The sequence below is a fragment of the Ruegeria sp. AF8 genome, from assembly GCF_056541825.1.
On record NZ_JBQFYW010000028.1, the window covers coordinates 1 to 12515 of the forward strand.

General features: G+C 58.3%; 12 protein-coding genes and 1 pseudogene. 8 read left to right on the forward strand and 5 right to left on the reverse strand.

Features of this window, described 5'->3' with window-relative positions; all coding sequences use genetic code 11:
• From ACR0AO_RS23165 to ACR0AO_RS23185, 5 genes are all read right to left on the reverse strand, one after another.
• Nucleotides 1-644: biotin carboxylase N-terminal domain-containing protein (locus tag ACR0AO_RS23165; RefSeq protein WP_480608913.1), on the reverse strand; the 644-nt coding region annotated here is incomplete at its 3' end.
• Between the two features lie 34 nt (nucleotides 645-678).
• Nucleotides 679-2322, reverse strand: a complete 1644-nt coding sequence (locus tag ACR0AO_RS23170) for a choline dehydrogenase (RefSeq protein ID WP_480608915.1) — start codon at nucleotides 2320-2322, stop codon at nucleotides 679-681.
• An 89-nt stretch (nucleotides 2323-2411) separates the two neighbouring features.
• Nucleotides 2412-3053: a GntR family transcriptional regulator gene (locus ACR0AO_RS23175; protein WP_480608917.1), complete on the reverse strand. Its 642-nt coding sequence runs from the start codon at nucleotides 3051-3053 to the stop codon at nucleotides 2412-2414.
• 131 nt (nucleotides 3054-3184) lie between these two features.
• Complete coding sequence (locus ACR0AO_RS23180) at nucleotides 3185-3949, reverse strand: maleate cis-trans isomerase family protein (RefSeq protein ID WP_480608919.1); 765 nt, start codon at nucleotides 3947-3949, stop codon at nucleotides 3185-3187.
• Between the two features lie 53 nt (nucleotides 3950-4002).
• A complete protein-coding gene (locus tag ACR0AO_RS23185; RefSeq protein ID WP_480608921.1) occupies nucleotides 4003-5175 on the reverse strand; it encodes a M24 family metallopeptidase in 1173 nt (390 codons plus the stop codon).
• Nucleotides 5176-5272: 97 nt separating this feature from the next.
• Between ACR0AO_RS23185 and ACR0AO_RS23190 the strand changes: the two genes are divergently transcribed.
• The 8 genes and pseudogenes from ACR0AO_RS23190 to ACR0AO_RS23225 all read left to right on the forward strand — a co-directional run.
• Nucleotides 5273-6475 (forward strand): aminotransferase-like domain-containing protein, encoded by a 1203-nt coding sequence (locus tag ACR0AO_RS23190; protein WP_480608923.1) that lies wholly within the window; start codon nucleotides 5273-5275, stop codon nucleotides 6473-6475.
• A 9-nt stretch (nucleotides 6476-6484) separates the two neighbouring features.
• Entirely contained in the window at nucleotides 6485-7510 is a 1026-nt protein-coding gene (locus ACR0AO_RS23195; protein ID WP_480608926.1) for a succinylglutamate desuccinylase/aspartoacylase family protein, read from the forward strand.
• A 3-nt stretch (nucleotides 7511-7513) separates the two neighbouring features.
• A complete protein-coding gene (locus tag ACR0AO_RS23200) occupies nucleotides 7514-8956 on the forward strand; it encodes an aldehyde dehydrogenase family protein (protein WP_480608928.1) in 1443 nt (480 codons plus the stop codon).
• Nucleotides 8957-8958: 2 nt separating this feature from the next.
• The gene (locus tag ACR0AO_RS23205; RefSeq protein ID WP_480608930.1) at nucleotides 8959-9750 is read left to right on the forward strand and encodes an aspartate racemase/maleate isomerase family protein; all 792 of its coding nucleotides are present in this window, start codon (nucleotides 8959-8961) and stop codon (nucleotides 9748-9750) included.
• The gene (locus ACR0AO_RS23210; RefSeq protein WP_480608933.1) at nucleotides 9747-10436 is read left to right on the forward strand and encodes an amino acid ABC transporter permease; all 690 of its coding nucleotides are present in this window, start codon (nucleotides 9747-9749) and stop codon (nucleotides 10434-10436) included. The genes ACR0AO_RS23205 and ACR0AO_RS23210 overlap by 4 nt, the downstream gene beginning before the upstream one ends.
• Complete coding sequence (locus tag ACR0AO_RS23215; protein WP_480608935.1) at nucleotides 10433-11086, forward strand: amino acid ABC transporter permease; 654 nt, start codon at nucleotides 10433-10435, stop codon at nucleotides 11084-11086. The genes ACR0AO_RS23210 and ACR0AO_RS23215 overlap by 4 nt, the downstream gene beginning before the upstream one ends.
• A 59-nt stretch (nucleotides 11087-11145) precedes the next feature.
• Nucleotides 11146-11937: a substrate-binding periplasmic protein gene (locus tag ACR0AO_RS23220; protein ID WP_480608936.1), complete on the forward strand. Its 792-nt coding sequence runs from the start codon at nucleotides 11146-11148 to the stop codon at nucleotides 11935-11937.
• A 274-nt stretch (nucleotides 11938-12211) separates the two neighbouring features.
• Nucleotides 12212-12499: pseudogene (locus ACR0AO_RS23225) on the forward strand (coenzyme F420 hydrogenase/dehydrogenase beta subunit N-terminal domain-containing protein); the annotation flags it as partial.
• Between the last annotated feature and the right edge of the window lie 16 nt (nucleotides 12500-12515).

Sequence of the window (12515 nt, forward strand, 5' to 3'; positions counted from 1 at the left end):
TGCACCTCGACATGGCGGGCGCGGGTGATCATCTTTTCCAGATAGCCCTCGCCATTGCCAAACGCGGCCTCGGCCTCGCGGCGGCCTTCCAGCACCTTTTCTTCCAACTCGTCCTCGGACAGGATCGGACGCATGCCGCGCCCGCCGCCGCCCCAGGACGCTTTCAGCATCAGTGGATAGCCGATCTCTTTGGCCTCGGCCCGGATCGCGTCCATGTCATCGCCCAGAACTTCCGTGGCCGGAATCACCGGAACCCCGGCGGCAATCGCCACCTTCCGCGCACTGGCCTTGTCCCCCAGGGCGCGCATGGTTGCCGCCTTGGGGCCGATGAAGGTGATGCCGTTGCCGGCGCAGGCATCCACGAAATCGGGGTTTTCGCTGAGCAGGCCATAGCCGGGATGGATCGCGTCCGCGCCACATTCCTTGGCGACGCGAATGATCTCGTCGATCGACAGATAGGCGGCCACCGGGCCCAGCCCCTCGCCGATGCGATAGGCCTCATCCGCCTTGAAGCGATGCAGGCCAAGCTTGTCCTCTTCGGCAAAGACGGCAACGGTTTTCTTGCCCATCTCGTTTGCCGCGCGCATTACCCGGATGGCAATCTCACCGCGGTTCGCGATCAGGATTTTCTTGAAGTCGGTCAATCCGGTACTCCTTATTGCTGCACAGCAGTTGACGTTAGCGCTGCTGAGTTTCCCATTTTGGGTCGACAAAATAGGGAAGATTGCTGGGCGGCAGAGGATCTTTGCCAGCTATCATGTCAGCGGCTTTCTCACCGATCATCATGGTTGGGCAGTTCAGGTTGGCGGATGGAATAATTGGCATGATCGAGGCATCCGCAACCCGCAAGTTTCCGATCCCGTGCACACGGCATTCCGGATCCACCACGGCCATTTCATCCACGCCCATCTTGCAAGTACCGCAGGGATGGTAGGAACTGTGGCACGTGGCGCGCAACCAATCCGCGATCTGGTCATCAGACTGAACGCCCTGGCCGGGCGAAAGTTCTCGTCCGACAAAGGTTGCCAGCGCTGGCTGCGTCAGCAATTCGCGACCTAAATGAAAACCCGCGACTAATTCTTCTACATCCCGCGGGTCCTCTAGCATGTTGAACCGAATTCGTGGCTTTGCATCGGGATCGGCAGAGGTTAGGCGGACATAACCCCGGCTGAGCGGACGCTGGTTGGAAATCTGCAACTGAAAGGCGTGCTCTTTGACGAAATCGGCTGAACCCTCGGCTACCGCGATGTCAAACAGCGCGATCTGCAGGTTGGGGAACTTGACCCCCTGCTTCGATCGAATGAATGACACCACATCGAAATGGTTGTTGGCTAGCAGCCCCTGTCGGAACAGCAGCCATTCCATCACACCTTTTGCCTGGCTGAATAGATTCAGATCCTTGTACAGTGTTACCGGTTGAGTGCAGGTGGCCTGGATCGAGGTCAAGGGGTGGTCCATCAGGTTTTCGCCCACGCCGGGCAGGTTATGCACAACGTCAATTCCCATCTCGCGCAAGTGAGACGCAGGGCCGATGCCCGATTGCATGAGAAGCATTGGGCTGTTGAAGGCGCCGCCACTTAAGACAACCTCGGCTCGAGAGGTGGCGGTAACGATCCGACCGCGGTGTTCATATTCGACGCCAGTAGCTTTGCGGCCTTCGGTTACGATCCGGCGGGCATGGCAACCGGTCAGGATATGCAGGTTGCTCGGCGGCTTGCGCAGGTAGCATTGTGCTGTCGAAGAGCGGCGGCCGTCAGCGACATTTTTTGGGAAAAGGCCAAATCCGTCCTGCTGCGCGCCATTCACATCGTCTGTCAGCAAATATCCGGCTTCACGGCCTGCATCCAGAAAGGCCTGTTCCAGTGAACTCAATGGCATGGTCGATGCGCGAATGGCTCCATGGTGACCCTGATATTCAGAGTTGCTCCCGTCCACACGGGTTTCGAGACGTTGGAAATAGGGCAGCACTTCAGCGTAGGACCAGCCTCGCGCGCCCGCCTCGGCCCAGCCTTCGAAATCCAATGGGTGTCCCCTCAGGTATAGCTGCCCATTGATCGATGACGAGCCGCCCAGAACCCGTCCCCTTGGTTGAACCAGAACGCGTTGATTCATATATGGCTCTGGTTCGGTTTCGAAATTCCAGTTGTAGCGGGGCGCGTTGTAGGCATAGCGCATGGCCGCCGGAATATGGAACAGCGGGTTGGTATCCCTCGGACCGGCCTCCAACAGCAGAATAGAATAGGCCGGATTCTCCGCCAGCCGCGCGGCGATAATGGCCCCGGCGCTGCCGGACCCGATAACGACGTAGTCATATTCAGACATGCTCATTCCTATTCTATGCACATCAGTTGTCACCGGGCCGAAAAGGGTCCGGGCAGTCATACTTTCTTCAGAAAGGTGATGGGATCAGATCAGGCTTTTTGGTCAGACAGTCGGCGCAGTTCCTGCTCGATACGCTGCGCTGCAGATTGAATATGCTCGTTCAGCATCTGCACGGCGCGCTCGGGATCGCCGCTTTCCACTTCGGTCAGGATATCCAGGTGTTCGTGATGGATGTGGCCACGCATCTCGCTGACGCCACGCATCACCAGCATCTGAGCAAAGCGCGCAACACTCTGATACTGGTCTGAGATAATCCGCAGTGCGCGCGGTTGGCCAGCTGGTTCCAACAGTGCAAGGTGAAACTGTCGGTTGAGTTCGACCTTTTCATTAAAGGAGTCGCTCGCCTTGTCCTGTATGATCAGCTCGTGGCATCGTTTCAGCGAATCCCGGGTATGCTTTGGGATTGCAAGGCGCAACAAAAACGGCTCCAGCGCTATACGGATATTGGCGATCTCGGCAATTTCGCTCAACTCCAGCGGTGCGACAATCGGACTTCGGCGTGGCCGCAACTCCATCAACCCCTCTGAGGCCAACATACGGATTGCTTCGCGCACAGGCACGGCGCTAGCGCCGGTTTCGTCGGCGATTTCTTGGATCTTGACCTGTGCCCCTGCCGCCAATTCACCGGACAGGATTCGGTCCTTGATCTGGCGATATATGAGGCGAGGCACGTCGCCGATGTCTAATTCTGGCTTATTCATCTCTTGCAAGGGGTATTACCTGTTCTCTCTGACTTTAGGTTATCGACCGATAAACGTCTATTCCTCCTCTTCTGGACTGCTATGGCATATGCTGCGAAGTATCATGTCCGCAGCAGTTTTCCGTACCCTGGAACGGGGTTGTCGTATCCGCTTTGCCGCACCGCTTGCCAGAACGTCGCCTGATTGGCGGTGACGACAGGCTTTCCGATCCGCGTTTCGATCTCTTCAATCCTCTGCGCCGCGCGGAAATCGGTGCAGGAAATGAACATCCCGTCTGCAGCTTGATCGTCGGCGTCGAGCGCGGCGTTCAGGATTGAGTCGGGAACGACCGCGCTAATGTCGTCGGACACTTCGATTCCCAGGCAGGTGACTTTCACCACCTGAATCCCGCAGGTCTCAAGTGCGGCAACTGTTTTGGCAGTTACCTCATCCGTATAGGGCGTCAACACAGCGATCTTCTTTAACCCGAGCGCTGAAAATGCCGCGTGGGCGGCGGTAACCGGTGTGATCACGGCGACTTCCGGACGCGAGGCGTGGATGGATTTGGCCACGTTTTCGGCACCGATAGTCGCGGTTCCAGCCGTACAACTGTAGATAACCGAATCCAATCGCCCGCCGGGCAGGATCGAGTTTGTTGCTTCAGTCAGCCGCCCGGCCATAGCGGCCAGCGCGGCGGGCTCGCATTCGCCTTCGAACGGCACTCGCGCCACGAACAGATGCACCTGATCGTCATTGGGGCGCATCGACATCATGTCGCGCTCGACCACATAATCGTTGGTTAGTGCCAACAGCCCGATCCGGCAGCGTCCCTGCTCGTGATCCAACTCATAACCTTTGCTGGGTCGTTCATATTGAACTGTGCTCATGGTGACCTCGAAAAAAGGGCGCCCGGCCGAAACCGGGCCAGTTTGGGGAGAACTTATATGGCCCGCATTTGCAAATCTGCCATCGGATCGGACAGCAGGTCGGCTCCGGTCTCGGTGATAACCCAGTTATCCTCGGCGTTAATGAACCCGAATTCATTCGAGAAGTTCGGGTTGCAGGCAAAGACCATGCCGGGCTCGAACACGATGTCCTCGAACGCAGCCAGCGACGGGTATTCAGTAGTCTCGAAACCTACGCCATGACCAACGCGGCCAACACCCGACGTCTGGATGCCGCGCGCAGCCAGTTCCGCTTCGACCATCTCGATCAGCTCGGCCGGGGTCTTGCCAGGAGCCAGGCAGGCGTCAGCCTTGCGGCGCAACTGCATCATCCAGTCGTAGAATTCCGCCATCTCGTCCGACGGCTGGCCGATGCAGAATGTACGCGCCAGATCCGAAGTGTAGCCTTTGATAGTCACGCCGACGTCAAAGCCAAGGGCCTCACCTTTCTGGATCACCTTGTCGGTAGGTGACAGAATCATGCCCGATGCGCCTTCGGGGGCGACACCTGATATTACGGACAAAAGGGTCAGCGTTTCGGCACCCTTGTTGAAGAGTTCCGTGCGCAAGATGCGGGCGACCTCGTTTTCGGTCATGCCTGCCTCAATCTGCGGCAGGATGTCCAGCTGTGTTTGCGCGTTCAGGCGCGCCGACTGACGCAGGTACTCGATCTCGCGCGCGGACTTGATCAGGCGAGTATCCAATATGACCTGCGCAGCATCTACAAACTCAGCGTTTGGCAGCGAAGCAATCACTTCGTTGAAGCCCTTGTAGTTCATTCCGAGATACTGTTCGCGCCCCATTTCGGTGCCGATGCGGGCATTTTCAAAACCGCGCTTTTTCAAAACGTTCGCGACAAACTCGACGTGCCCGGTCAGGCCGCCCATCACTTCAATCCGGTCCTGCTGGATCCAGGTGCAGGTCACCACCTGCGCCACTTCGAAGGGCATCGTAATGAGAATCGGATCGTCGTCCTTGGGCAGGATGAACATGTAGGACCGAATCTTATCGATCGGGTTCTGAGCCGAACGGTGGCCGGAGAAGTATTCGTAGTTCAATCGCTCGGTGATCCACAGCGCATCCAGATTGTGCTTCGCCATATGTTCGCGCGCCTTGTTCCAGCGCGCTTCATATTCGTCCTGAGGGAAATCGGGGAATGTCGGTGCCATTTATTTTCTCCGTCGGCTTGACTCGTGGAATTTCATAAATCATAAATCATATACGATTTTTGACAAGGCCAAATCGGCCAACGGGAAAGGCAGCACAATGTCCGGCAACACCATGGGCACACTTGATCTCGGGCAGCGCTTTGCGCGGCGCTCGGAAATCATCGGCAAATCCATCTATGATCACCCGCCGGGTGTAACGGTTCTGTCGAGCGGCTTGGCCTATCCGCCCTGTCTGCCCGACGTGGTGCGTGAAGCATCCTTGGCGGCTGGCGATTATGTAACCGAGTCGATGCAATACGGCCCATTGATGGGGTTGCCGGATCTACGTACTGCCATCGTCGATTTCGTAAAAGAAGACGGGGTTGAGGTCGGCGTAGACAATGTGCTGGTCACTTATGGCGCCAAGAACGCATTGGATTTGGCCTGTCGCGTGTATCTGGAGCCGGGCGACCGGATGATTGTCGCCAACCCATCCTATATGACCGCGCTGCAGATCATGCGCACACACAGCGTGAACTTCCTGACCGTCAATCAGGACGACGAAGGCATGATCACCGATGAATTGGAGGAAAAACTAAAGCGACTTCAGGCCAATGGTGAACGGATGCCGAAGCTCTTGTTCGACATTCCCGATTTCCACAACCCGACCGGCATCACGATGTCGCTGGCCCGCCGTAAAGCGTTGATCGAACTGGCGAAGAAATACAATTTCATCATCCTCGAGGACGATCCTTATCGCCGCATCCGCTTCGAAGGCGAGGCAATCCCGCCGCTCAAGGCGCTGGACGATGCCGATGTGGTGATCTCGCTGGGCACTGTTTCGAAGATCCTGGCTCCGGGCCTGCGACTGGGCTGGGCCATCGGTGAGGCCAGCATCATCCGCCGCATGGGGCTGCAAAAAGCCGATGGCGGCTGTAACCCGATGGCGCAGCGCATCGTCGTGGACCTGATGCGCTCGAACAAGATGCAGCATCACATCGACGAAGTGACGAAAGAGATGCGCGTTCACCGCGACGCCATGATCGAAGCCTACGCCGAACATCTGCCGGACGCGAAGATCCGCACCCCCAATGGCGGCTATTTCCTGTGGGCGGAACTGCCCGAGGGCGTCGATGCAGAGCGCGTAGCCGAGATCGGCATCGAACACGGGGTCGAGGTTTCGACGGGCCGTCTATGCTTTGCCGAGGATGCGCCGACCAATTTCCTGCGCATGGCCTACAGTTTCGTCTCCGAAGAGAAAATCCGCGAAGGCATCGCCAATCTGGGCGCCGCCTATCGCCAGTACAAACAAAACGCATGAGGTCCGGACATGGCAACTCCCATCGTCAGCAACGAACCGGTCTGCGAGATTGACCTGGATGCTGAAGGCAAGCAGACCGGCTATATCCGCATCCAATTCAGTTCGGATCGCTCGGCCTATGGCTGGCAGCCGGTACCGATCATGTCGATAAAGAACGGCGAGGGCCCGGTGGCCGTCGTTGTCGGCGCCAACCATGGTGATGAATACGAAGGTGTGTCCATCACCAACGGCCTGTTTCGCGATTTGAAGGTCGAGGATGTGAAGGGTCAGATCATCTTTCTGCCAGCCTTGAACGCGCCTGCCTTTTATGCAGGTCGCCGCACTTCGCCGCTGGATGAAAGCGGTGAGGCGAACCTGAACCGGATGTTCCCCGGCGTGCAGAATGGCAGTCCGACCCAGATGATCTGCTGGTGGGTGGTCAACCGCCTTTTGCCCAAGGTCGATGCGGTTTTTGATCTGCATTCAGCGGGTAAGTCGATCGATCATCATCCCTCGGTCAAAATCCGACTGATCGGGGACGAGAAGAAAGACGCGCTGCAGATGAAGTTCCTGGAACTCTTCGGTGCACCTCTGGGCATCGTTGGTGATCGGGTGACGGAAACCACTTTTTCCTCGGCCACTGCGCGCAAAGAGATCATGTACCTGTCCACCGAACTGGGCGGGGCGGGAAAAATCCGCCCGTGGATCCGCGAATTTGGTTTCAACGGCATGAAGCGCTGTCTGCGAGAGATGGGTATCCTTCCCGCCGACATGGACCTGCCCGAACCCGAGCACAAAGTGGCGCTCAAGGGAATGCAGTCGGGCGACAATTATATTTTTGCCTATGAGGACGGGATGTTCGAGCCGGTCGTCGATCTTGGCGACGTCGTCGAGGACGGCCAGCTTGCAGGTTACATCTGGAATCTCAAAGCGCCCTGGAAAGACCCGGTTGAGCTGCACTTCAAAAAAGGTGGCGTGGTGTTCTGCAAGCGCACTCCGGCGCTGTGTGAAGTGGGCGATACGCTTTTCTTCACCCTTAGCGACTACGAGGGTTGAACCATGGGCGAGGCGCATCCCATTTATTTCGGCGGGGAATTCCTTACGGGGGACGGGCGTGAGACATTGCCGGTCCTGAACCCCGCGACCGGAGCGGAATGCGCCCGGCTGACTTGTGCGACATCCGCGGATGCGGATGCCGCGGTGGATGCGGCCAAACGCGTCTACCCGGCGTGGTCCTCCCTCTCCCCTCCGGACCGCGCCTCAATTCTGCGGAGAATGGCCGACAAGTTGATCGAACATCGCGAAACGATTGCTTGTTCTCTCACGCTGGAGCAGGGGAAACCCCTGCCTGAGGCTCGCGAAGAGCTTGATGGTTGTGCCGCAATCTTCCGGTACTTCGCCGATGCCTGCGAAACCTTTCCCTTTGAAACTGTGGTGCCAGGTAGTGTCAATCGACACATCTTCGAGACCGCCAAGGGACCGGTGCTGATCATCAATACCTGGAACTTTCCGGTTGAAGCCGTGGTAAGCCACATGGCCCCGTCGCTGGCGGCTGGATGCCCATCGGTGGTGCTGGCAAACCGCGACGCGCCGGGCTGTGTCGCAGCCTTCTTCCGCGCGATTGACGAGTTGGCTTTGCCCAAGGGGCTGATTAACCTGCTGATGGGACGGTCGTCGCAGCTGTCGAACCAATTGGTCGACAATCCCGGCATCGCGCATGTGTCCTATACCGGCTCGGTCTCGGTCGGCAAGGATCTGGCGGCGCGGGCGGGTGCGGCGCTGAAACGCGCCACGTTGGAACTGGGTGGGCTGGCACCGGCCATCGTGCTGCCCGGATCGGACGTTCAGGCCGTGGCCCGAGCCTATGCCGGCAAGCGGTTCTGGAACGCGGGGCAGGTCTGCACCTCGCCCAACCGGATCTACGTCAATCGGGCGCAATATGACGAATTTGCAGTTGCGGTGAAGGATTATGCCGAAAGCCTGACGGTTGGCGACGGCATGGTTGAGGGGACCGATGTGGGGCCTATGGCCAACGAACGCCGCGCCGGTTGGATGGCCGAGGTCGTAGCCGACGCCCTGACGCGCGGTGCGCGGTTCGTCACCGGTCAGCAAGAGCCGCAGAAAGGCGGCTTTTACTGGACGCCCACGGTGCTGGCCGATGTGCCCGAGGACGCGCTTGGGTTCCGTGAGGAAATTTTTGGCCCCGTCGCCTTGATCCGCGCCTATGACGACCTGGATCAGGTGATCGCGGCCGTCAACGATTGCGATATCGGTCTGTCCGGTTACGTCTTTGGCCCCGACGACGCCGAAGCACTCGCCGTGGCCCGCCAGATTGAGGTCGGCAGCGTCGGCGCCAATCAAATGGTGACGGCCTTTATCGACACGCCTTTCGGCGGCATTAAGCACTCCGGTCTGGGCACTGTGGGGGGAGCATCCGCGATGCGGGAATACCTTTTCCCCCGTTCAGTCGCGATGCCACCCCGGACAGCGATGGACGGCTGAGCATGAAAGATCTGGGAGGACGCATCATGCAGAGACAGGCGCGGGTCGGAATTGTTTGGCCCGACACGGGCGACCCGATCGACTTGTTCGAGATGGCCGAAAGCGACCGACTCAATTCCATTGCCGGGAATTCCGACCTGGCATTTAATGTGAGTTACTCCTTTGGGCCTGAAGGCCATTCGGTCGATGCGTTGCATTCGGTCGGCAATGTCGACAGCATTGCCGATGCATGCACATCGCTGAAAGAGGCCGGCGCGCAGGCAGTGGTCTGGGCGTGTACCTCAGGGAGCTTCATTGGGGGTTACGATTGGGCTCTGAGGCAACGTGAGCAACTGCGTGAACGGATCGATCTCCCGGTGACAAGCGGCACCCTGGCGCTGATTTCGGCAACCCGGCGGCTGGGATTTTGCAATGTGGACATTCTCAGCCCGTACCCGTCGGATGTCTCCCGAATCTTTGCGAAATGTCTTGAAGACGCCGGACTGAAAGTGTCGTCGATGCGGATGCTTCATTCGCCCGGGGCGACCGCCTCGGCAGGCTTGAGCCTGGCAGATGAATGCCGGGCCTTTGCCGCCGATCACGATCTCGGCGGTGATGTCGTCATCATTCCCGACACAGCGGCAAACACTCTGGAACTCATCCCAGAGCTTGAAGCGGCCGCGGGCCGGCCGGTCGTGACGGTTAATCAGGCCTGTGTATTCGAGGGCGCCTGCCTGATCGGGCAAACCGACAAACTCGTTGAACTGCCCGCCTTTCAACGTTTTCGAGGCTGTGCGGAAGGGGGGAGCATATGATCGATTTCAACTATCTGTCTTCGCTGGATTTCGGCGTGCCGTGGGAATACCGCTGGCAGTTGCTGAAAGGTGCCGGAATGACGATCTATCTGGCCACGTTCTCGTCGATCGTGGGCCTGATGCTAGGCATTGTTCTGGCCATCGTCATCCGGTCAGGGCACTGGACTGCGAAATACGCCGCGCTCAGCTACGTTGAATTCTTCCGTAACACACCATTGCTGGTGCAGTTGATCTGGATCCACTTTGTTCTGCCGCTGATCACGGGGATAAACACGACGCCCCTCACATCCGGCCTGATCGCGCTGACCCTCAACGTCACCGCTTATTTCTGCGAGATTGCCCGCGCGGGGATCAACTCGGTTCCTTCGGGCCAATGGGAAGCCGCGCGGGCGCTTGGCCTGCATTGGGTACCTGTCTGGGGCAAGGTGGTGCTGCCGCAGGCGCTGCGGGTCATGATTCCGCCGTTGGCGAATATGGTCATTAACATCTTCAAGGCCACGGCGATCCTCTCGATCCTCGCGGTGGACGACCTGATGCGGGTGGCGATCCGTATCTCCAATTCGACCTTCAAGCCAGTTGAGATGATCACCGCCGCCGCGCTGATCTATCTGGTGATGGGCAGTGTCCTGGCCTTTGGCGCCGACGCCCTTGAGAGCAAGTACGGACCTGCGGGGAAAAAGTCATGACCTTCGATTGGGGCATTCTCTGGGACAATATCCACCTGCTGCTCTGGGGTGCCTGGAACACCGCTTTGATCATGGTCCTGTCGCTGTTCTTCGGCTCGATCATCGGCGGCTTTGTCTGCGCCGGAAACCTGCAACGGAAATGGTTCTATCGTATTCCGACCCGGGCCTACACGCATGTGTTCCGCACGATACCGGAGATGGCTCTGATCTTCTGGGCGTATCTGGCGCTGCCGTTGGTACTCGGCATCCGGATGTCCGCGTTCAACGCAGGCACGTTGGCAATCTCGCTGGTCGTGGGCGCGTTCATGGGAGAGATCTTTCGCGCCGGGATCGTTGCTCTGCCAAAAGGACAGAACGAGGCGGCCAAGGCGTTGGGTCTGGGTTTCTTCGCCCGGTGGTACAAGGTGATCTTGCCGCAGGCTATCAAGCTGGTGCTGCCGACGATCGTGAACTTCATCACCGAACTGTTAAAAATGACCAGCCTTCTCGCCGCAATCTCGGTTGGCGAACTGGCCTATCAGGCGAACGTTCTGGGTGGTCAGACCTTCAAATACAACGAATTCTTCACCTCTGTCGCCATCGCCTATTTCTGCATGATCTTTCCGGTCACGCTGCTGGCCCGGCGTCTTGAGAAAAGGAATGCGGCCTGAGCCGGATTGGCTTTGGCTTTTAACTGGAACTCCAAATCGAAAATCAGGGAGGAAACCAAATGACCCTAATGAAAACCCTCAAATCGGCGGCAGTCGCGTTGCTCGCCTTCACCGGTGTCGCCAGTGCGGAAACAACGATGGAGCGCATCCAATCCGAAGGCGTTTTACGCGTTGGCATGGCGGATTCGCTGCCGTTTCAGTGGAAAGACGCCGCCTCGGGCGAATGGCGCGGGTATAACGTGGATATGGCCGGAAAAGTTGCCGAGGCTATGGGCGTCGAGCTGGAGATTATCGACGCGACCTGGGCCACACTGATCCCTGGGCTTGAAGGTGCCCGTTGGGATGTCGCTTTCGTCGACATGTTCGCAACGCCGGAACGGGCTGTAAAGGTCATGTTCTCGGACCCTTACTACACGACCCGTCAAGCCGTAATCGGCAATGCTAATGCCGGTTTGAACACTTGGGATGATCTCAACAGTTCCGACCGCTCGATCGTGTTTCTGGCGGGCACCGCCGACGAACTGGTGGCCAAGGAGGCCTTCCCAGATGCCGAAGCGCGCCCGATGGTGGCCGAGGGTCTCGGAACCGTGTTCCTGGAGGTGGCCTCGGGCCGTGCAGATGCCTCGGTGGCCTCTGAGCTGAACATCAAACTCTACATGGCCAAGAACTCTGCCGCACCGCTGAAGATTGTCGAGGAAGGGCGCGGTATCGACGCGCAAGGCTTCTCTTATGCAGTTCGCCCGGGAGATACGCACCTGCTGGAATTCCTGAACACCTGGGTGCGGTCGGCAACAGCAACCGGTCTCTCTGCTGAGATGGAAACCAAGTGGATCGACAATTTCTCGGAATGAGATCGCTGACAACCTGATCAACAACTGCGGCGGCGCAATCCGCCGCAGGTAGAAAAAGACTGGAAATTAAATGCCTGCAAAGACGCCTGCTGCTCCAATAACACTTGCCGAAATTGTCGAGAATGGTCTCTGCGTGGGCTGCGGTTTGTGCCAGGCCATTGCCGGGTCATCCAAAATAGATTTTGTGACAACACCGGAAGGCCGGGAACGTCCGATCGAGCTAAATGTAGTCGAAGCGGACGAATGGGAAGTCATAGCCCGCACATGCCCGGGCATGCGGGTTATCGGTCCCGAGGCAGATGAATGCGCAGACATCGACCCGGTTTGGGGGCCGTATCACAATGTGCAGCTTGGTCATGCGTCGGATCCTGACATCCGGTTTCGCGCGGCATCTGGTGGCATTCTGACGGCCCTTGGCGCTTATCTTATTTATAGCGGGCAGGTGAACTTCGTTTTACAGGTAAAGGCGTCGACGGACCGCCCGATGCGGACAAATACCGTCATGTCGCGAAGCGCCCAAGAGGTGATTGGCGCAACCGGATCTCGTTATGGCCCGGCAACGCCACTAGCGGAAATCC

Coding starts and splice junctions, on each gene's coding strand:
- ACR0AO_RS23170 (WP_480608915.1), bottom strand. CDS start 2,322: ATGTCTGAATATGACTACGTCGTTATCGGGTCCGGCAGCGCCGGGGCC.
- ACR0AO_RS23180 (WP_480608919.1), bottom strand. CDS start 3,949: ATGAGCACAGTTCAATATGAACGACCCAGCAAAGGTTATGAGTTGGAT.
- ACR0AO_RS23185 (WP_480608921.1), bottom strand. CDS start 5,175: ATGGCACCGACATTCCCCGATTTCCCTCAGGACGAATATGAAGCGCGC.
- ACR0AO_RS23190 (WP_480608923.1), top strand. CDS start 5,273: ATGTCCGGCAACACCATGGGCACACTTGATCTCGGGCAGCGCTTTGCG.
- ACR0AO_RS23195 (WP_480608926.1), top strand. CDS start 6,485: ATGGCAACTCCCATCGTCAGCAACGAACCGGTCTGCGAGATTGACCTG.
- ACR0AO_RS23200 (WP_480608928.1), top strand. CDS start 7,514: ATGGGCGAGGCGCATCCCATTTATTTCGGCGGGGAATTCCTTACGGGG.
- ACR0AO_RS23205 (WP_480608930.1), top strand. CDS start 8,959: ATGAAAGATCTGGGAGGACGCATCATGCAGAGACAGGCGCGGGTCGGA.
- ACR0AO_RS23210 (WP_480608933.1), top strand. CDS start 9,747: ATGATCGATTTCAACTATCTGTCTTCGCTGGATTTCGGCGTGCCGTGG.
- ACR0AO_RS23215 (WP_480608935.1), top strand. CDS start 10,433: ATGACCTTCGATTGGGGCATTCTCTGGGACAATATCCACCTGCTGCTC.
- ACR0AO_RS23220 (WP_480608936.1), top strand. CDS start 11,146: ATGACCCTAATGAAAACCCTCAAATCGGCGGCAGTCGCGTTGCTCGCC.